20 protein-coding genes are annotated in these 18,827 nt (G+C 59.8%); 5 read left to right on the forward strand and 15 right to left on the reverse strand.

Annotation, left to right across the window (positions count from 1 at the left end; genetic code table 11):
• Window positions 1–36: 36 nt before the first annotated feature.
• A complete protein-coding gene (locus tag HDE75_RS14600) occupies window positions 37–564 on the reverse strand; it encodes a cyclic nucleotide-binding domain-containing protein (protein ID WP_221291862.1) in 528 nt (175 codons plus the stop codon).
• Between the two features lie 227 nt (window positions 565–791).
• Here HDE75_RS14600 and HDE75_RS14605 point away from each other — a divergent pair, with 227 nt between their 5' ends.
• The gene (locus HDE75_RS14605; protein ID WP_183676999.1) at window positions 792–1,541 is read left to right on the forward strand and encodes an SDR family oxidoreductase; all 750 of its coding nucleotides are present in this window, start codon (window positions 792–794) and stop codon (window positions 1,539–1,541) included.
• A gap of 29 nt (window positions 1,542–1,570) precedes the next feature.
• Complete coding sequence (locus HDE75_RS14610; RefSeq protein ID WP_183676998.1) at window positions 1,571–2,464, forward strand: SDR family oxidoreductase; 894 nt, start codon at window positions 1,571–1,573, stop codon at window positions 2,462–2,464.
• Between the two features lie 71 nt (window positions 2,465–2,535).
• Here HDE75_RS14610 and cheY read toward each other — a convergent pair whose 3' ends face one another.
• The 14 genes from cheY to flhD form a co-directional block, all read right to left on the reverse strand.
• Entirely contained in the window at window positions 2,536–2,931 is a 396-nt protein-coding gene (gene cheY, locus HDE75_RS14615) for a chemotaxis response regulator CheY (RefSeq protein WP_183676997.1), read from the reverse strand.
• A gap of 148 nt (window positions 2,932–3,079) precedes the next feature.
• Window positions 3,080–4,150, reverse strand: a complete 1,071-nt coding sequence (locus tag HDE75_RS14620) for a protein-glutamate methylesterase/protein-glutamine glutaminase (RefSeq protein ID WP_183676996.1) — start codon at window positions 4,148–4,150, stop codon at window positions 3,080–3,082.
• A gap of 164 nt (window positions 4,151–4,314) precedes the next feature.
• Window positions 4,315–4,923, reverse strand: a complete 609-nt coding sequence (gene cheD / locus HDE75_RS14625) for a chemoreceptor glutamine deamidase CheD (RefSeq protein WP_183676995.1) — start codon at window positions 4,921–4,923, stop codon at window positions 4,315–4,317.
• Between the two features lie 9 nt (window positions 4,924–4,932).
• On the reverse strand, window positions 4,933–5,805 hold the full coding sequence (locus HDE75_RS14630) for a CheR family methyltransferase (protein ID WP_183676994.1): 873 nt from the start codon (window positions 5,803–5,805) through the stop codon (window positions 4,933–4,935).
• 70 nt (window positions 5,806–5,875) lie between these two features.
• Window positions 5,876–7,594, reverse strand: coding sequence for a methyl-accepting chemotaxis protein (locus HDE75_RS14635; RefSeq protein WP_183676993.1), 1,719 nt, complete (start codon window positions 7,592–7,594; stop codon window positions 5,876–5,878).
• A 122-nt stretch (window positions 7,595–7,716) separates the two neighbouring features.
• Window positions 7,717–8,223: a chemotaxis protein CheW gene (locus HDE75_RS14640; protein WP_183676992.1), complete on the reverse strand. Its 507-nt coding sequence runs from the start codon at window positions 8,221–8,223 to the stop codon at window positions 7,717–7,719.
• A gap of 9 nt (window positions 8,224–8,232) precedes the next feature.
• Window positions 8,233–10,458, reverse strand: a complete 2,226-nt coding sequence (gene cheA / locus HDE75_RS14645; protein WP_183676991.1) for a chemotaxis protein CheA — start codon at window positions 10,456–10,458, stop codon at window positions 8,233–8,235.
• Window positions 10,459–10,501: 43 nt separating this feature from the next.
• Window positions 10,502–10,867 (reverse strand): response regulator, encoded by a 366-nt coding sequence (locus tag HDE75_RS14650; protein WP_183676990.1) that lies wholly within the window; start codon window positions 10,865–10,867, stop codon window positions 10,502–10,504.
• 78 nt (window positions 10,868–10,945) lie between these two features.
• Window positions 10,946–11,494, reverse strand: coding sequence for a chemotaxis protein (locus tag HDE75_RS14655; RefSeq protein WP_183676989.1), 549 nt, complete (start codon window positions 11,492–11,494; stop codon window positions 10,946–10,948).
• A gap of 48 nt (window positions 11,495–11,542) precedes the next feature.
• Entirely contained in the window at window positions 11,543–12,523 is a 981-nt protein-coding gene (gene motB, locus HDE75_RS14660) for a flagellar motor protein MotB (RefSeq protein ID WP_183676988.1), read from the reverse strand.
• Between the two features lie 58 nt (window positions 12,524–12,581).
• Complete coding sequence (gene motA, locus HDE75_RS14665; protein WP_183676987.1) at window positions 12,582–13,442, reverse strand: flagellar motor stator protein MotA; 861 nt, start codon at window positions 13,440–13,442, stop codon at window positions 12,582–12,584.
• Window positions 13,443–13,657: 215 nt separating this feature from the next.
• The gene (locus tag HDE75_RS14670) at window positions 13,658–14,419 is read right to left on the reverse strand and encodes a class I SAM-dependent methyltransferase (protein WP_183676986.1); all 762 of its coding nucleotides are present in this window, start codon (window positions 14,417–14,419) and stop codon (window positions 13,658–13,660) included.
• A gap of 131 nt (window positions 14,420–14,550) precedes the next feature.
• On the reverse strand, window positions 14,551–15,111 hold the full coding sequence (gene flhC / locus HDE75_RS14675; RefSeq protein WP_183676985.1) for a flagellar transcriptional regulator FlhC: 561 nt from the start codon (window positions 15,109–15,111) through the stop codon (window positions 14,551–14,553).
• Between the two features lie 51 nt (window positions 15,112–15,162).
• Complete coding sequence (flhD, locus tag HDE75_RS14680; protein ID WP_183676984.1) at window positions 15,163–15,480, reverse strand: flagellar transcriptional regulator FlhD; 318 nt, start codon at window positions 15,478–15,480, stop codon at window positions 15,163–15,165.
• Between the two features lie 594 nt (window positions 15,481–16,074).
• Here flhD and kynU point away from each other — a divergent pair.
• The 3 genes from kynU to HDE75_RS14695 are packed head-to-tail and all read left to right on the forward strand — an operon-like array spanning window position 16,075 to window position 18,779.
• Window positions 16,075–17,325: a kynureninase gene (gene kynU / locus HDE75_RS14685; protein WP_183676983.1), complete on the forward strand. Its 1,251-nt coding sequence runs from the start codon at window positions 16,075–16,077 to the stop codon at window positions 17,323–17,325.
• A 26-nt stretch (window positions 17,326–17,351) separates the two neighbouring features.
• A complete protein-coding gene (gene kynA, locus HDE75_RS14690; protein ID WP_183676982.1) occupies window positions 17,352–18,224 on the forward strand; it encodes a tryptophan 2,3-dioxygenase in 873 nt (290 codons plus the stop codon).
• Window positions 18,225–18,233: 9 nt separating this feature from the next.
• The gene (locus tag HDE75_RS14695) at window positions 18,234–18,779 is read left to right on the forward strand and encodes an RBBP9/YdeN family alpha/beta hydrolase (protein ID WP_183676981.1); all 546 of its coding nucleotides are present in this window, start codon (window positions 18,234–18,236) and stop codon (window positions 18,777–18,779) included.
• Window positions 18,780–18,827 lie beyond the last annotated feature (48 nt).

An 18,827-nucleotide genomic window follows, 5' to 3' on the forward strand; every position in this document is an offset into this window, starting at 1 on the left:
CTCAATCCTTGTTACAAGAAATATTGCCCTACATCATTAAAAATTATTTATGCGCAATATTTCAGCATAATATTGCTTCCCCTGCGCCAGATGGGTCTGGAAATCCAGGCCTTGCGCCAGCAAACGTTCAAAATCAGTCTGCGTCATCTGCATCACATAACTATGCTGGATCACCACCAGCCGTGAGGGCTGGGCGGCCGCATACACGGCATCGCGGCCATACCACTTGCCTGGCTGATCGTGCAGCGCCGGATAGACCTTGCCGCCCGCCTCTACCTGCCATCCCCCATCGAGCAATATCCACACGCTGCGCGCCGCATCGCCGCTGGTGGCAATGGCCGTGCCCGGCTTGACTTCCCACTCCCTGGAATGCGCGATCACCTCGCGCAGCTGGGCCGTCGTCAGCCGTGTAAAGAAGGGGGTCTTGCGCAATAAATACAGATACGTGGTTGAAGCTTGCATGGAAGAGTCTTGGTGGCTGGAGCTAAAGGAATGGGCGACCTGGGCCAGCGGCATCAATAGTGCGCCAGCGGCAAGGATGAACGGTGACAATCGTTTCGACATGGTGTGCTCCTGAATGCGTTTCTCTTTAAGACAAGCACTATAGAGCTGCCGATGGCAGCGATAAAGCCGCCTTTTTTGCCTGCACCATGCCAGTCCGGCCAACAATTATTGTTATCAACAATTGCACAGTCTTGGCAGGCAACCCGCCTTTATCCGGCTAAAGATAAAGATCACAATGCAGTCACTGGCTCGCAACGGCGTAGCCCCACCACCACACAGGAGCAGATATGACTACCACCACCATCCCAAAAGTTGCCATCGTTACCGGCGCATCGCGCGGCATCGGCGCCGCCATCGCCCAGCGCCTGGCGCGCGACGGCATGCAAGTCGTCGTCAACTATGCCAATGGCCAGGCGGAAGCAGACAAGCTGGTGGCCACCATCGTGGACGCCGGCGGCGCTGCCATCGCCGTGAAAGCCGACGTGTCCAATGTGACCGACGTGCAAGCACTGTTCGATGCGGCAGAAGAGGCGTTTGGCGGCGTCGATGTGCTGGTCAATAACGCCGGCATCATGCCAGCCGTGCTGCCTGCGCTGGCCGACACGGACGACGCCACCTTCGACAGCCTGTTCGCCATCAACGTCAAGGGCAGCTTCAACACCATGCGCCAGGCGGCAAAACGCTTGCGCCATGGCGGCAGCGTGGTCAATTTTTCGACCAGCGTGATTGGCATCGCCCTGCCCGGCTATTCCGTCTACGGCGCCACCAAGGCCGCCATCGAAACCATGACGAATATCTTTGCCAAGGAATTGCGCGGCAAGGACATCACCGTCAACGCCGTCGCCCCCGGCCCGACCGCGACCGCCCTGTTCTTGAACGGCAAGACGGAAGAAATGATAGAACGCATGAGCAAGATGGCGCCACTGGAACGCCTGGGCACGCCGGACGACATCGCCGCCGCCGTCGCCTTCCTGGCTGGTCCCGATGGCCGCTGGGTCAATGGCCAAACTTTGCGCGCCAACGGCGGCCTGGTATAAACGCAGCACGAACAGAAACGGACCACATCATGAAACAAGTCATTTTGATTACCGGCGCGTCGACCGGCATCGGCAACCTGACGGCGCGCGCTTTGGCTGCCGCCGGCCACACGGTGTATGCCAGCATGCGCGACACCCTGGGGCGCAATGCGGCGCGCGTGCTGGAACTGCGCGACCATGCGTTTGCGCGTGGAGTCGATATCCGCGGCCTGGAACTGGACGTGCTGTCGCAAGCGTCGTGCGACGCAGCCATCGCCACCATCGTGGCCGAACAGGGTCGTCTGGACGTGATCGTGCACAATGCGGGCGGTCTCGTCACGGGCCCGATGGAAGCGTTCTCGCCGGAAGAAATCAAGCACGTCTTCGACGCCAATGTGATCGGCGCGCAGCGCGTCAACAAGGCCGCCTTGCCCGTCTTGCGCACGCAAGGCAGCGGCTTGCTGCTGTGGGTCAGCAGCACCACCACGCGCGGCGGTTTTCCACCGTTCATGGGGCCCTACGTAGCGGCCAAGGCGGCCATGGATTCGATCGCCGTGACCATGTCGTACGAGCTGACGCGCTTCGGCATCGAAACGACGATTGTCACGCCAGGCGCTTTTACACGCGGCACGGCGCACTTCCCGAATGCGGGTAAACCGGCCGACACCAACACCAGCGCCGCCTATGCCCGCTACGACGGCTTGATGGACCAGGTGGGCGCACGCCTGTCGGCCCTGACGCCGGACGATGCCGACCCAATCGCTGTGGCCGACGACATCGTGCGCGTGGTCGGCCTGCCCGCTGGCCAGCGTCCGTTCCGCACCGTGGTCGATTTCATCAACGATGGCGCAGAAGAAGTGTCGCTGGTCGCTGAAAAGGTACGCATCGATTTTGCCAAGCGCATCGGCATCGATGACCTGCTGGCCGTTCAAACGGCAGCGTAATAGTCGAAGGAGAAAAAAAACGCTGCCGGTTCACACCGGCAGCGTTTTTTTCGCTAAAAGCTGGACCCGGCTTAGCCGCCTTTTTCCAGTTTCTCGAAAATCTTGTTCAGCTTTTCATCGAGGGTCGCGGCCGTGAATGGCTTGACGACGTAACCGCTGGCGCCAGCCTGGGCAGCGGCGATGATGTTTTCCTTCTTCGCTTCAGCGGTCACCATCAGCACCGGCAGCTTGGCCAGCGCAGGATCGGCACGGATATGCTGCAGCATCGTCAAGCCATCCATGTTCGGCATATTCCAGTCCGAAACCACGAAGTCATACGATTCGGCGCGCAGCTTGGCCAGGCCCATTACGCCGTCTTCAGCTTCATCGACGTTGGCATAACCCAGTTCCTTCAACAGATTCCGGACAATGCGGCGCATCGTCGAAAAATCGTCAACGACTAAAAATTTCATCTTTGGATCAGCCATGAATAACTCCGTTGTTTCTGTAGCGGTTTGTTAATAATATCGACATGAATGCCGACATTATGGTCGACACTACGGCAGCAAGTTGTAGGATAGCATTTTCGTTGCTTTTAGGCGAACAAACTTGCTTTGAATCACATTAAAAAGTCGCTTATACGCGCAATGCGCGCATGCCATGTGCAGCCAGGTGACCAAGCACCATGCCGGGCAGCGATTTCAGTGGACCAACCTCATGCGCGGCGCCGATGGCAATCGCTTCGCGCGGCATGCCGAACACCACGCAACTGGCTTCATCCTGCGCAAAATTATACGCGCCCGCCGCCTTCATTTCCAACATGCCCTGGGCGCCATCCTTGCCCATGCCGGTTAGGATCACGCCGACGGCATTCTTGCCGGCCGACTGGGCGGCAGAGCGGAACAGCACGTCGACGGAAGGACGGTGGCGGTTGACCGGTTCGCCCTGGTCTATCCTGGTCATGTAGTTGGCGCCGCTGCGGGTCAGGCTCAGGTGCGAGTGGCCAGGCGCGATGTAGGCGTGGCCAGGCAGCACGCGTTCGCCACCGGCCGCTTCCTGCACCGAGATCTTGCACAGCGAATCGAGGCGGCGCGCAAACGAAGTCGTGAAACCTTCAGGCATGTGCTGCGTGATCAGAATGCCGGGGCAATCCGATGGCATCTGCATCAGGAATTCGCGGATCGCTTCGGTGCCGCCGGTGGACGCCCCCACGATGATCAGCTTTTCACTCGAAGTCAAAGGGCTGCGCAAGGCTGGCAGCGGCGCGGCCGTCTTGTCGCTGGCCGATGGCACGGTGCGCGCACGGATGCGGGCCTTGGAGGCGGCGCGGATTTTATCGGCGATCATGTCCGTGTATTCACGCATGCCGCTCTGGATCGATATCTTCGGCTTGGTGACGAAATCGATGGCACCCAGTTCCAGCGCGCGCATGGTGATTTCCGAGCCGCGCTCGGTCAGCGACGACACCATCAGCACCGGCATCGGGCGCAAGCGCATCAGCTTTTCCAGGAAATCGAGGCCATCCATCTTCGGCATCTCGACGTCCAGGGTCAGCACGTCAGGGTTGGTCTGCTTGATCATCTCGCGCGCCACCAGAGGATCTGGCGCCGCACCGACTACCTCCATGTCGGGCTGGCTGTTCACGATCTCTGTCATGACACTCCTGATCAGCGCCGAATCATCCACGATCAATACCTTGATCTTCATATCGTTCTCCTCCAGGCCATACAGCCTTTTTTTCATCAAAAAAACACTTGGCCAAACCGTAGCGAGCGGCAGTGATTTGTGGCTAAGAAGCGCAACCGTGCTAGAGCACGGTGAGCATCGCAGGCCGCAAAGCGGGACGCGCAGTAGGTTTGGCCTCGTGTTTATTAAAACAGCTCGATCTCGCCGCCGACAGGGGCAACCTTCAAGCGGCTGGCGTAATCGAGTTCGCGGCGTACCAAGGTATCGTTATGCGTCTGCATCAGCTTTTTCACCAGCACCTTGCCGCTGCGGGGGAAAAAATATACCTTGCGCGGGTAGATGTCGTTCAAATCTTCGGCCACCACGCGCATCTTTTCGGCGCGCAGGTAATTGATGACGAAGGCCGCGTTGCGTTCGCCCACGTTGATCGCCGTAAAACCGCGCAGCACGGCGCCGCCGCCGAAGACTTTCGCCTCCATGTTTTCGCGCCTTGCTCCGGCTTTGAGCAAATCGTTGATCAGCACTTCCATCGCATACGTGCCATAGCGCATGGAAGCGGAAATCGGGCTGTTGGTATCGCTGCCGCCATCGGGCAGCATGAAGTGGTTCATGCCGCCGAGGCCCGTGACACGGTCGCGGATGCAGGCCGATACGCAGGAGCCAAGCACCGTGACAATCAGCATGTCCTTGTTGGTGAAGTAGTACTCACCTGGCAGGATCTTGGCGGCGTCACAATTGAACGTCCTGTCGTAATAGACGTTAGTGGCAAATTGCTCTTTGGGTTCCAGACTCATAATTCACTTTCATGTACGATGCAACGGTGCTTTGGGTGCGCTGCCACGAGACTGGTCAAGCTCGTAGACGGTCTTGCCGCGCAGCTTCAATGATTCCGAGACGTACAGAAAATTCTCCGAATGGCCCGCAAACAGCAGGGCATTGGGCTTCATCAAAGGCACAAAGCGGGCCAGTATCTTGCGCTGCGTCGCCTTGTCGAAATAGATCATCACATTACGGCAGAAAATCACGTCGAACTGGCCGCTCAAAGGCCAGCTGTCGGCCAGCAGGTTGAGCGGCTTGAAGGTGATCATCTGGCGCAGTTCCGGGCGCACCCTGACCTGCCCTTCGCGCTCGCCCTTGCCGCGCAAGAAGAAGCGCCGCGCACGGTCTGGCGCCATCTTGTCGAGCCGGTCCAGGTTATAGACGCCATTGGCGGCCGTGGCCAGCACATTGGTGTCGATATCGGTGGCGATGATGGTCACCGGCGGCGTGAGCGTGTTGAACGCTTCGCACACCGTCATGGCGATCGAATACGGTTCCTCGCCGGTGGAACTGGCAGAACACCAGATGGTGATCGGCCCGCTCAGTTTCTTGACGTGTTCCGCCAGCAGCGGGAAATGATGCGCCTCGCGGAAGAACGACGTCAAATTGGTCGTCAGCGCATTCGTAAACGCTTCCCACTCGTCGCCCATGCGGCCCGCTTCCAGGTCGTCCAGGTAGCGGACGAACGAGGAAATGCCGGTCGCGCGCAAACGCCGCGCCAGGCGGCTGTAGACCATTTCCTGCTTGCTGTCGGCCAGCGCAATGCCGGCCCGCTTGTGTATCATGGCGCGGACCCGCTCGAAGTCCTTGCCGGTGAAGTCAAACTCCTTGACCGTATCCGTTTTCGTTTGCGGCATATGTTGTTACCTCTCTGTGACTACTCTGAACAATGCCTTTGCAGTGATACTCAACGGGACGGGAAGCGCCTCAAAATTCTTCCCACTCCTCGCCGCTGGCCGCCGCCAGCTTTTTTTCAGGCGCCGGCGCTGTCTTGCCTGCCGCCGGGATTTTCGCACTGGCTCTGGCCGTTGCCACTTTCAACGCCGGCCTGGCTGGTGCCGCCACTCGCGTAGCAGGCACCTGTACACGGGCCTGGCCTTCGCTGCCGAGCTTGAAGATGCTCACAGCGCCAGCCAGGCGCTGCGCCTGTTCCTGCATGCTCTCGGCCGCTGCCGCCGCCTGCTCGACCAGCGCCGCATTCTGCTGCGTCATCTGGTCCATCTCCGCAATCGCCTGGTTGACTTCACCGATGCCATGGCTTTGTTCCTGCGTGGCCGCCGTGATCTCGCCCATGATGTCGGCCACCTGGCGGATCGACTGCACGATCAGCTCCATGGTCTGGCCTGCCTCATCTACCAGCCGGCTGCCAGCATCGACCTTCTCGACTGAATCGCCGATCAGGCCCTTGATTTCCTTGGCCGCGCCAGCCGATCTTTGGGCCAGATTACGCACCTCGGACGCCACCACCGCGAAACCGCGGCCCTGCTCGCCGGCCCGCGCCGCCTCCACCGCGGCATTCAAGGCCAGGATATTGGTCTGGAACGCGATACCGTCTATGACGCCGATAATATCGACGATCTTGCGCGAACTGTCCTTGATCGACCCCATGGTATCGACTACTTGCGCCACCACGTTGCCGCCTTTTTCCGCCACCGACGATGCCGACACGGCCAGTTGATTGGCCTGGCGCGCATTGTCCGCATTCTGCTTCACGGTCGACGTCAACTCTTCCATCGACGACGCCGTCTCTTCGAGCGAACTGGCTTGCGTCTCGGTACGCGCCGACAGGTCCGCATTGCCGCTGGCGATTTCGTTGGACGCCACCGCGATCGTCTGCGTTCCCTGGCGTACGTCACTGACGGTCTTCACCAGGCTGGCGTTCATATCCTTGAGCGCCTGCTGCAGCGCGCTCGTTTCATCTTTCCCTTCGACCACAACCTGCGAGGTCAGCTCGCCCGCCGCCACTTTCTGCGCCACGGCCAGCGCGCCCGACAACGGCACCGTGATCGAGCGCGTGATAAACACCGCGCAACAGGCGCCCAGCGCCACGGCCATGCCACCCAATACGAACAGCATCAGCATCAAGCGCTTGTCCGCCGATAGCGAAGCGTCCATGAAGCTTTGCTGCGCCTTCTGCTGCAATTCCAGCAGCTGGTTGATGTCAGCCAGGGTCTTCTGGTTCAGCGGATCGATGCGCGTGGCGATCACCTTGGAGGCCCCCTCGCTATTAAACGCCAGCACCTGCGCCATCGCTTCCTTGAACGCCGCATCGACTTCGCGGTCGGCCGTGGCGATATGCGCCATCAGCGTCTTTTCGCTATCGGACAAGCCCAGGCTGGCCAGCTTGTCGCGCGCGCCGTCGTAGCGCTTGCGGTACTGCTGCACCTTGCCCTCTTCAGCCTGCATCAGGCCCACATCGCTTTGCAAGCCGATATTGCGGATCGAGATGCCGGTTTCCAGCATCGCACTTTTCATCAACCCGGCCTGCGTATTCTTTTGGTCCGCCAGTTCCAGCCCCGCCAGCAGTTCAGCCTTGTTGCGGGAGTTGAGGCCATTCGCCGACAGGATCACCACCACCAGGATGATCAGGATGCTGCCAAAACCGATACTCAACCGCGTGCCTATCTTGAAATCGCGCAAACCCATTTCAGTCTCCCTAATAGATAGATGGCGGCGCCTTGCTGCACTGTCCTGCGCCGCGTCGTGGCATGGTCTCTGACGGACCTTGTAGCCTGCCGGCGGGCCATCGGCCGCGCCAGCTGCCTGGCTTATGCTGCCAGCTTGTCGATCAGGCCCATCTCGCTGCTCGACATCAGCTTGTCGATATCGACCAGGATCAGCATGCGTTCATCGATGGTGCCCAGGCCGATCATGTAGTCGGTCGAGAAGGCGGTGCCCATTTCCGGCGCCGGCTTGACTTGTTCCGGGCTCAGGGTGGTCACGTCGGAGACGCTGTCGACCACCATGCCGACGATACGGCCACCGATGTTCAGGATGATCACCACCGTGAACTGGTCGTACACCGGCGTGCCCAGCTTGAACTTGATGCGCATGTCGACCACCGGGATGATGATGCCGCGCAGGTTGATCACGCCCTTGATGAATTCGGGCGCATTGGCGATGCGGGTCACCGCTTCATAGCCGCGGATTTCCTGCACCTTCAGGATATCGATGCCGTACTCTTCCGAGCCCAGGGTGAAGGCCAGGAATTCACGGCCGGCGATATCCTTGCCGTCGCCCGGTTTGCTTCCAGAGTTTTGTTGAATATCTGACATTGTGTTTTCCTATCTGCTATCTATCTGTGTTACGAAAAGGGACTCGTCAGCCAGCTGACGAGAGGAACGGATCAGGGCCGCGACGTCGAGAATCAAAGACACGCCGCCGTCGCCCAGGATGGTGGCGCCGGAAATGCCCACCACCTTGCGGTAATTCGATTCGAGGTTTTTCACCACCACCTGCTGCTGGCCGACCAGGTCATCGACAAACAGCGCGGCCTTGCGCCCTTCGGTTTCGAGGATCACGCAAATGCCTTCAGACGGCGCCGTAAAGCGCGGCGTAATGTCGAACATCTGGTACAGCGGGATCAAAGGCAGGTATTCGCCGCGTACCTTCACCACCTGCCCGCGGCCAGCGATGTCGCGGATATCGTCCACGGCGGGCTGCAAGGACTCGATCACAAAACCCAGTGGCAGGATATAAACCTCATCGCCTACTCTGATCGACATGCCGTCCAGGATGGCCAGGGTCAGCGGCAGCGAAATGGAAATCGTGGTGCCAAAACCCTTGGCCGAACGGATGTCGACCACGCCGCCCATGGCGCTGATATTGCGCTTGACCACATCCATGCCTACGCCACGGCCCGACACATCGGTCACCGCTTCGGCAGTGGAAAAGCCGGGCGCGAAAATCAGCTGCCACACGTCCGCGTCGCTCATGGATTCGGATACGTCCATACCCTGCTGCAGCGCCTTGGCCAAAATGCGTTCACGGTTCAGGCCCGCGCCATCGTCGGACACTTCGATGATGATATTGCCGCCCTGATGGCTGGCCGACAGGAACAATCGGCCCGCCTCGGTCTTGCCAGCAGCCACGCGGGCGGCCGGCATTTCCACGCCATGGTCGATACTGTTGCGCACCAAATGCGTCAAGGGGTCGACGATACGCTCGATCAAGCCCTTGTCCAGTTCCGTGGCTGCGCCATTGGTGATGAAATCGACTTTTTTACCGAGCTTGGTAGCCAGGTCGCGCACCATGCGCGGGAAGCGCGAGAACACGAAATCCATCGGCATCATGCGGATCGACATCACCGCTTCCTGCAAGTCGCGCGTATTGCGCGTCAGGTGGCTGACGCTATCGAGCAGCTTTTCATGCAGCATCGGGTCCAGCCCGCTGGCGCGCTGTTCGATCATCGCCTGCGTGATCACCAGTTCGCCCACCAGGTTGATCAGCTGGTCGACTTTTTCTATCGAGACGCGGATCGACGACGATTCGGCGCCCGCCTTGTCGCTGTCTTTCTTGGCAGGCTTTTTTTCTTGTTCTGCGTCGACCGCAGCGGCCGTCACAACGGCGGCTGCGTTGGCCGAACTGGCCTTGGCCGCGTCGGCGCGTATCTGTTCCAGTGGCTGGAAAAAGCCATAACCGCGCTGCGCATCCGTCGGCTCGCCTTGTGCAGCGGCGCGGATTTCCTCGAGCGGCTGGAAGAAGCCATAACCCTGCTCCGCTTCGCTTTTCACGGCGGGGGCGCCTGGCAAGGGATCGAAGAAGCCATAGCCCTGGGCGTTTTCCTGGGCAGCGCGGGCCACTTGCGCGGCGTCCGCTTCGCCGGGCGCCAACGGTGGCGACTGCGTGATGACCATGTCATCAGGGTTCAGCACGAACGAGCAGATGGCCAGGATATCGTCCAGGCTTTCATGCGTCGTCACATTAAGCACGCTGCGCGCGTCCGGCAAGCTGGAGACCACCACGTCGCCCAGCAAGCCCAGTTCGGCGGCCAGCGCATCGACTTCGCGCTGTTCCATCTTCGGCAATTCCAGGCGGTAGCGCTGGCCGCCGGCATGGCTGACGGTTTCTTTTTCTGCCGTGTGAAACGCGGGCGCAACGGGCGTCAGTGCAGCCACGGGGACGTCCTGCGAAAACGACTGCAGCATCATGCGGATATTGGCGACGGCGTCCTGGTCGACGGGCGTGCCCAGGCGATGGCCGTCGAGCTGCATCTTGAGGATATCCTTGGCCGCCAAAAAGGCGTCCACGTGTTCCGCCGTCAGGGCCATCTGGCCCTGGCGTATGCGGTCGAGCAAGGATTCCAGGACATGCGTCACTTCGCTCATGTCGGAGAGGCCGAACGTCGACGCGCCGCCCTTGATCGAATGGGCGGTGCGAAAAATCGCGTTCAGGTCTTCGGCGTCGGGCGCCGCAATATCGACGGCCAGCAGCAGCCGTTCTTTTTCAGCCAGCAGTTCTTCGGCCTCATCGAAAAAGACCTGAAAAAACTGGCTAATATCGATGGTCATAGGGTGACTCCGTCCATTGCATCGTTGCGCTGTGCGGCTGGCATCAGCCGATCACCTTTTTGACTACCTCGATCAGGCGCTGTGGATCGAACGGCTTCACCAGCCAGCCATTGGCGCCGGCGGCACGTCCCTTGGCTTTCATTTCATCAGACGATTCCGTCGTCAGCATCAGGATGGGCACTTTTTGATAGGTCGGCAGTTCGCGCAGCAGCTTGATCAGTTCCAGGCCATCCATGCGCGGCATGTTCTGGTCCGTCAGCACCAGATCCACCGTTTGCAGTTTGGCTTTTTCCAGACCGTCCTGGCCGTCAACGGCCTCCACCACCTGGTAACCGGCGGCTTTCAGGCTGAACGCCACCATCTGGCGCAATGAGCTGGAATCGTCCACTGCAAGTATTGTTTTGGCCATCTTTGCTCCACTCTAATCCGGGCTGTTTTACCCATTGATAATTAATCTATGCAACCGCAAGCGTTCCGCGCCCTGGGGCTAGAACAGCTCGATGTCGCCACTTTCCAAATGCTGCTGGCTGACCGCCTTGCGCAGCACGCTGCGCAATTCCAGGCTTTGTATCGCCAGCGCCATGCTGACTCTCGACAGCAGGGCGACGATTTCTTCGTTGTCGCTCTCGGGCAGCATCTCGGCGCCATGTGAACCGAGGGTGCCGAGAAATTCGCGCAAGCCTGTCACCCGCTTCAGGGTGCGGTCGATCAACTGGCTCGTCATGTCCTGGAACTGCATGCTGGTGATGGCGGCATTCACATAGCCGCCGACCTCTTCCTGCAGCGCCAGTAATTTTTCACGCTGCTGCTCGGCCGGCAGACCGCCGTCCAGCAGCAAGGCGATGGTGTCTTGCTGCGCCGCCACGGCCGCATGAATGGCCATGAAGTTGAAGGACAGCTTGTCGATAGCCTCTTCCAGTAAGACGCCGGTCTGCACCAGATCGGTTTCCACCTCCGTCAAATGCTTGCGACCATGGTCCGACACGCCAGACAACAGGCGCTTCACTTGCGAGCCCAGTACTTTCTTTCTTGTCATAAAGATCTCATTATTTCAATCCGCGCAGCGCTGATCGCTGCCGCGTGCTTATTTCTTTGCCGCTGCCGGGCCGGGGGAAGGCGCAGCGGCTGGCGGCGCGCCGTTCGCCACCCCCGCGGCAACTGCCTGCGGGGTGGTGGCGCCGCTTGCCGGCAAGTCCATCGCCGAACCATCGCGCAGGACATTTTCTTCCGTGCGTTTGTTCATGACGATGATGCTGATGCGCCGGTTGATGGGATTGAATGGGTCCAGCTTGTCCAGGTGGGCGGCCGAACCGAGGCCCACCACGCGCAATACCTTGTCTTCATTCATGCCGCCGATAATCAATTCACGCCGCGAGGCATTCGCGCGGTCGGCCGACAATTCCCAGTTGCTGTAGCCGGCGTCGCTCATGTAGGGCGTCGAATCGGTATGGCCCGACAAGCCGATACGGTTCGGCACTTCATTTAAGACCGAGCCGATGGCGTGCAGGATTTCTTTGGTGTACGGCTGCAGATTGGCGTTCGCCAGCGCAAACATGGGGCGGTTCTGCTCATCGACGATCTGGATGCGCAAGCCTTCGCTGGTGATATCGAGCAGCAGCTGGTTCTTGTACTTCTTCAGCAGCGGATTGGCATCGATGGTCGCTTCGATGCGCGCCTTGAGCGCCTGCAAGCGGCGCCCTTCTTCGCGTTCGAGCGCGGCCTTGGCCGAATTGAGGTCGTATTCCTTGCGCTGGTTGCTTTCGGCGCCCTTGCGCACTTCGCCATCCTTGCGCGTAAAGTCCTGGCCACCGCCCTGGATCACGGAATTGCTCTCGCCACTGCCGGAACCACCGGCCATCGCCACCTTCAGCGGCGTCTTGAAGAATTCGGAAATACCGTTCAAGTCCCCCTTCGAGGTGGAACCCAGCAGCCACATCAGCAGGAAGAAGGCCATCATGGCCGTGACAAAGTCGGCGTAGGCGATTTTCCACGCCCCGCCATGATGTCCACCCGATGTCTTCTTGATGCGCTTGACGATAATCGGGCGCATGCCTTCATCAGCCATGGCATCTCCCTTCCTGGTACAGCGATAGACTCATGTTTTCCAAACGTGTTTTCACTGCTTACTTCGTTTTCGATTTCTTGATATGTTCTTCGAGCTCATTGAACGTCGGGCGCTCGGTCGAGAACAGCACCTTGCGGCCAAACTCGACGGCCAGGGCCGGGGCATAACCATTCAGGCTCGCCAACAAGGTGACTTTCACGCACTGGAACATCTTGCTCGACTCTTCCAGCTTTTGCTCCAGCAAACCGGCCAGAGGGCCGACAAAGCCATACGCCAGCAAGATGCCGAGGAAGGTGCCGACCAGCGCGTGCGCGATCAGCATGCCCAGTTCCGACGGCGGGATGCCCACCGATTCCATGGTGTGCACCACGCCCATCACGGCGGCAACGATACCGAAAGCTGGCAAGCCATCGCCCACCTTGGCGATCACATGGGCCGGCACGGCGCCTTCGTGATGGTGGGTTTCGATTTCGTTGTCCATCAGGTTTTCGATCTGGAAGGCGTCCATATTGCCCGACACCATCAGGCGCAGGTAATCGGTCATGAACTCGATCACGTGGTGGTCGGCCAGCACCGCCGGATATTTGGAAAACAGCGGGCTTTCCTCGGGCTTGTCGATATCGCCTTCGATCGACATCAAACCTTCCTTGCGCACCTTGCTGAGCACCTCGAACAGCAGCGACATCAGCTCCATATACAGTTCTTTGGTGTAGCGCGAACCCTTGAACAGGCTGGGCAAGGCAGCCAGGGTGGCCTTGATGGCCTTGTTATTGTTACCAACAAGGAAGGCGCCCAGCGCCGCGCCGCCGATCATCAGCAGTTCGATCGGCTGGAACAGGGCCGCCAGATGGCCACCTGCCAGCGCGAAGCCGCCAAAAACCGAGGCGCAGACGACGATGTATCCGAGTATGACTAACAAGTGCCCTGACTCCCAATAGTGGCCGGGCCTCAGCGCCCGGCATGTTCAAACCGGCCCCGGTGGCTGGCGGCAATGCCGCGGCGGAGGCCGGCGGCAAATGTGACTGAAGGTAGATAGAAACGGCTTGCATTTCAACGTACTTCGACAAAAATGCCGTGTAGAACTACAATAACGTGAGATTGTCCTCTGAGCAAGCAAATAACGCAGACAATTGCTTAAAAGCACCATATGTAGAGCAAGGGACCACCCTCTGTGGTGCCTATGGTCTTATCGGGTGCGCGGGTCCTTATCTTGAATTCGTAACTAAGAAGCATACTTCCGGGCAACATCTCTGCCTCGGCCTTACTCCACAACGCTGCCATGGCCGCTGGCGACAGGTAGGCAAACACCACATCGTAGTCGGCAAAATCAAGCGCCTCGTAGTCGCCGCGCAGGAAACGCGCGCGGCTGCTGGACAAGCGCGCGCGCAGCCGGCTCAGCAGCCACGGCAGCGGCGCCAGCTCGATGCCGCTCACCTGCGCGTCCAGCCGGCGCCGCGACAAGTCGAGCACCAGCCCACCCAGGCCGCTGCCGATATCGATCAGGCGCACGCCGGGTCTATCGTGCACCAGCTCGGCGACCGCCTGCCACACTCTTGGACCCGACGGATAAAACGGCACTTGCGTGCGGAAGGTGGACCAATACAGGCTCAGCAAAAAAATAAAGGCCAGCAGGAAGACCACGGGCGGCAAGTCCAGCCAGCTGGCTCCCAGCAACGCGGGCGCGAACAGCAGGCCGATGGCGCACCACCAGCGCGCCAGGCCCACGCGCCAGGTCAGCAGCGCGGCAATGACACCCTGCAAAACGGCCACGGCCAGCAGCGGCAAGACCAGGCCGGCACGCGCCAATCCATAGACGAGCAGCAGCATCAAGGGGAAGGCCAGGACCTGGATCAGGAGCGCCTTGAGCGCGGGCGCCCGCAGGATTTGTTGCAGCATGGGCAAGGTCAAAAACGAAAGCGCCAGTGTAAGCGAAACGGCCATAAAAAAACCGGAACCACTCTCAGAGCGTTTCCGGTTTTGCGCTAGCCTTGACTACGGATAAGAAAGTGAGTGTACAAGCAAATGCGTCAGGCAGCCAGGCTGGCCGGAGCAGCCGCCGCTTCATCGCGGGCCTTTTTGGTCTTGCCGGCGCGCGAAGGCATATGGCACAGGCCGCAGACATAATCGGAATTCAGGTCCAGGCAATTGACGACGAACTTGCCGTTGCACTTGCCGCAAGGCGCCATGTCGAGCATCTTGCTGCTGAAAAAACGTACCAGTGTCCAGGCGCGCGTCAGCGACAGCAGCGGCTCTTCGCCCGGTTCCGGCGGCATTTGTTCCAGGTACAGCTGATAGGCTTTCATCACCGCCTCGATGCCGGTAGCGCCAGCGTGATCGACGAGGAACTTATGGATATTGATGAACAGCGAGGAGTGGATATTCGGTTGCCAGGTGAGGAACCAGTCCGTGGAAAACGGCAGCATGCCCTTGGGAGGCGATACCCCTTTCAATTCCTTGTACAGGTTCAACAGGCGCTCGCGCGACAGCGAGACTTCGGTTTCCAGCAGTTGCAAACGGGCGCCCAGCTGTATCAGTTCGATCGCCAGCTGGATTTCCTGCGCTTCCGATACGACACTTTTTTTGGCCATGCTGTGTGCTCCGCTGCTGATCTGACAGTGACTATTGAAGGAAAAGGCGGCTTAAACGATTTCTTCGACGCCCTGGCCTGCCATCAGGATGGCGGCGTGCGACTGGGCCAGCGAACGGTCTTTATTATAGTTGGTCAACATCGACAGGATGGCGCTGTCGTCAAAACGGAAGCGGGCCAGCATCATGTTGCCGCCTGCCAGTTTCAGGATCTGCGCGTTGCTCATACCTTCGATCAGTTCGGCGATGTCGGTGGAGATACCGAGACGGAAGATCGCAGTGACCTTATCTGCACGAATCATTTGCTGAGCCAGCATCAGATAGCTCAGGTTGGCATCGCGAATCTCGGCCATCATATCGTTAGCAGTCATTTCCATCTCCTCAATCCGTTGAATTCAGCTGGCACACTGTGTGTTGCCAGTGAGATACATTCTGAGGGAGCAACATCAAATGCAACAGAGGCGCAGCTCTGTATTTTTCGTCGGAGAATAGGGAATAGGATCGTAGGTGTTTGTCTGACAAACACTACTCGACCATGGTCGCACGCCCGTAAAAGCGTGGAAAAGACGCGATGAAAGAATCAAATTTTCCTGACTTTCTAACAGCGCTTAAAAGCACTTTTTTACAACAGCTTGACCTGAATCAAGCCGTTTCACTCTATATAACGACAGCTGAAACGGGAACTTGAGGCTTTTTTACAAAATATTTCAAAAATATTTCAATAAGGATTTCCCCTTGTCTAAACCGGTTACGGCGCCTGTTTGGAAAACTTGAGGGTTTTTTGAAAATATTTTGAGAAAACTGCAAATTTCTTCCTGACGCCCCACAAATGCGCTTTTTTTTCAGCCAGGACCGCGCCAAAAAGCGGCAGATCAGCCCATCCTTGCTACACTTCCATTCCCGCATGACTGGGCCAACCAGGCCGAAACCATGCTATCCAGACAAGTATCGACATGAAAGCCACCATGATTTCTCGACATGACTGCAGTGCGCGCGACGACGATGATCCGCTGGCGCCCTTGCGCCGCCAGTTCGACCTGCCTTCCGGCGTCATCTATCTTGACGGCAACTCGCTGGGCGCCCGGCCTAGCGCCGCCCCGGCCCGCGCCCAGCACGTCATCGCCGCCGAATGGGGCACTGACCTGATACGCAGCTGGAATACGGCGGGCTGGTTCGACTTGCCGAAACGCCTGGGCGACCGCTTGGCCCCGCTGATCGGCGCCGCAACCGGCGAAGTGGTGATCACCGACACCACCTCCATCAATCTGTTCAAGGCCCTGGCCGCTGCGCTGCAGATGCAGGCCAGCGATCCTCAGCGTGCAGAGCGCCGCGTCATCGTCAGCGAGCGCAGCAACTTCCCGACCGACTTATATATGGCGCAAGGCCTGGCTGCATGGCTGGACCGTGGCTACAGCTTGCGCCTGGTCGATGACCCGGCCGAACTGGCGTCAGCCATCGATGCCGATTGCGCCGTCGCCATGCTGACCCACGTCAATTACCGCAGCGGCTACCAGCACGACATGGCCGCTATCAGCCGTCACTGCCACGCGCAAGGTGCACTGGCCTTGTGGGACCTGGCCCATTCGGCCGGCGCCGTGCAGCTGGACTTGAACGCCGATGGCGCCGACCTGGCCGTCGGTTGTACCTATAAATACCTGAATGGCGGTCCGGGCGCGCCAGCCTTCATCTGGGTGCCGGAAAAACACCAGGCCCGCTTCCGCCAGCCTTTATCCGGCTGGTGGGGCCATGCCGCGCCCTTCGCCATGGAACCGGGCTTTACGCCAGCCGACGGCATAGGCCGCGCCCTGTGCGGCACGCAGCCGATCGTCTCGCTGGCACTGGTCGAATGCGGGCTCGATATTTTCGCGCAGACGACCATGGAAGCGATCCGCCACAAATCGCTGGCCCTGACCGACCTGTTCATCGCCCTGGTGGAACAGCGCTGCGCCAGCCACCCACTGGGCCTGGTCACGCCACGCGAACATGCGCGGCGCGGCAGCCAGGTCAGTTTTACGCACCCGCATGGCTACGCCGTGATGCAAGCCTTGATCGCGCGCGGTGTGATCGGCGACTACCGCGAGCCAGCCATCATGCGCTTCGGCTTTACACCGCTGTACACCAGTTTTGCGGACGTGTGGGATGCGGTCGAGATCCTGCGCGATATCCTCGACAAGCAAGCTTACGATATCGCCGCCAAGCGCGATGCCGTAACGTAAGCCCGTCACCTGAACCCGGATACCCCATGAACGACGACAACAAGAAAAGCGGCTGCCCCATGCATGGCGGCCAGCAAGACGCGCAGTGGCATGGCGCGCAGATGGATTTCAGCAAGTCGATGAGCTATGGCGACTACCTGGCGCTGGACCGCATCCTGACGGCCCAGCATCCGCTGTCGCCGAACCACAATGAAATGCTGTTCATCGTGCAGCACCAGACCAGCGAACTGTGGATGAAGCTGATGCTGCACGAAATGCACGCCGTACGCAGCAACCTGCAAAACGGCGACCTCTCGCCCGCCTTCAAGATGCTGGCCCGCGTGGCACGCATCATGGACCAGCTGGTACATGCCTGGGATGTGCTGGCGACCATGACGCCGCCCGAATACACGGCCATCCGCCCCTACCTGGGCGCCTCGTCGGGCTTCCAGTCCTATCAGTACCGCGAAATCGAATTCATCCTGGGCAACAAGAACGCCGCCCTGCTGAACGTGCACACGACGGCGCCGGACGCCTATACGACACTAGCCACGGCCCTGCGCACGCCGTCCGTCTACGACGAATCGGTCAAACTGCTGGCCCGCAGCGGCTTGCATATCGCGCCAGAACGCCTGAATGCCGACTGGACCCTGCCGACTACATCGGACGACACGGTCAAGGCAGCCTGGCTGGAAGTCTACCGCGACCCATCGAAATACTGGGCCCTGTACGAACTGGCTGAAAAGCTGGTCGACCTGGAAACGGCGTTCCGCTTCTGGCGCTTCCGCCACGTCACCACGGTGGAACGCATCATCGGCTTCAAGACCGGCACCGGCGGCACCGAAGGCGTGTCTTATTTACGCAAGATGCTCGACGTGGTGTTATTCCCTGAACTCTTCGCCTTGCGCACCGAACTATAAGGAGCTGGTATGTCCCCTCTCGTCCTGACCCTGGCCGGCCTGTGGAATTCTGGCCCGCAGCACTGGCAAACCCACTGGGAAGCACGCCATCCGCAATGGTCGCGGGTGCAGCAGAGCGAGTGGCAAACGCCAGACAAGGATGACTGGGTGGCGGCGCTGGACCAGGCGATTGCCGCCTGCCCGCGCCCGCCCGTGCTGGCCGCGCATAGCCTGGGCTGCGCCCTGGTCGCCCACTGGGCCGCCAGCGGTTCGCCGCACAAGATCGCCGGCGCTTTCCTGGTCGCCCCCAGCGATGTGGATGCGCCATCCTACCCGGCAGGCACGACCGGTTTTACGCCGATGCCGCTGCAAGCGCTGCCCTTTCCATCGCTGGTGGTTGCCAGCGGCGATGATCCCTATATCAGCTTTGCGCGGGCGCGCGCCTTTGCGCAAGCCTGGGGCAGCGACCTGACGATGATAGGCGACGCCGGCCATATCAATGGCGACGCCGGCTACGGCCCCTGGCCGGAAGGCGAACAGATGCTGCTGGACTTTTGCGCCGCCCACCAGGCCTGAAGTAAAAAAGCACAGCCGCGCACGATAAGGCCTTATTTGCACCTGTGG

This window comes from Janthinobacterium silvisoli (genome assembly GCF_014200725.1).
Lineage (GTDB): Bacteria > Pseudomonadota > Gammaproteobacteria > Burkholderiales > Burkholderiaceae_D > Janthinobacterium.

Coding starts and splice junctions, on each gene's coding strand:
- HDE75_RS14600 (WP_221291862.1), bottom strand. CDS start 564: ATGTCGAAACGATTGTCACCGTTCATCCTTGCCGCTGGCGCACTATTG.
- HDE75_RS14605 (WP_183676999.1), top strand. CDS start 792: ATGACTACCACCACCATCCCAAAAGTTGCCATCGTTACCGGCGCATCG.
- HDE75_RS14610 (WP_183676998.1), top strand. CDS start 1,571: ATGAAACAAGTCATTTTGATTACCGGCGCGTCGACCGGCATCGGCAAC.
- cheY (WP_183676997.1), bottom strand. CDS start 2,931: ATGGCTGATCCAAAGATGAAATTTTTAGTCGTTGACGATTTTTCGACG.
- HDE75_RS14620 (WP_183676996.1), bottom strand. CDS start 4,150: ATGAAGATCAAGGTATTGATCGTGGATGATTCGGCGCTGATCAGGAGT.
- cheD (WP_183676995.1), bottom strand. CDS start 4,923: ATGAGTCTGGAACCCAAAGAGCAATTTGCCACTAACGTCTATTACGAC.
- HDE75_RS14630 (WP_183676994.1), bottom strand. CDS start 5,805: ATGCCGCAAACGAAAACGGATACGGTCAAGGAGTTTGACTTCACCGGC.
- HDE75_RS14635 (WP_183676993.1), bottom strand. CDS start 7,594: ATGGGTTTGCGCGATTTCAAGATAGGCACGCGGTTGAGTATCGGTTTT.
- HDE75_RS14640 (WP_183676992.1), bottom strand. CDS start 8,223: ATGTCAGATATTCAACAAAACTCTGGAAGCAAACCGGGCGACGGCAAG.
- cheA (WP_183676991.1), bottom strand. CDS start 10,458: ATGACCATCGATATTAGCCAGTTTTTTCAGGTCTTTTTCGATGAGGCC.
- HDE75_RS14650 (WP_183676990.1), bottom strand. CDS start 10,867: ATGGCCAAAACAATACTTGCAGTGGACGATTCCAGCTCATTGCGCCAG.
- HDE75_RS14655 (WP_183676989.1), bottom strand. CDS start 11,494: ATGACAAGAAAGAAAGTACTGGGCTCGCAAGTGAAGCGCCTGTTGTCT.
- motB (WP_183676988.1), bottom strand. CDS start 12,523: ATGGCTGATGAAGGCATGCGCCCGATTATCGTCAAGCGCATCAAGAAG.
- HDE75_RS14670 (WP_183676986.1), bottom strand. CDS start 14,419: ATGCTGCAACAAATCCTGCGGGCGCCCGCGCTCAAGGCGCTCCTGATC.
- flhC (WP_183676985.1), bottom strand. CDS start 15,111: ATGGCCAAAAAAAGTGTCGTATCGGAAGCGCAGGAAATCCAGCTGGCG.
- flhD (WP_183676984.1), bottom strand. CDS start 15,480: ATGACTGCTAACGATATGATGGCCGAGATTCGCGATGCCAACCTGAGC.
- kynU (WP_183676983.1), top strand. CDS start 16,075: ATGATTTCTCGACATGACTGCAGTGCGCGCGACGACGATGATCCGCTG.
- kynA (WP_183676982.1), top strand. CDS start 17,352: ATGAACGACGACAACAAGAAAAGCGGCTGCCCCATGCATGGCGGCCAG.
- HDE75_RS14695 (WP_183676981.1), top strand. CDS start 18,234: ATGTCCCCTCTCGTCCTGACCCTGGCCGGCCTGTGGAATTCTGGCCCG.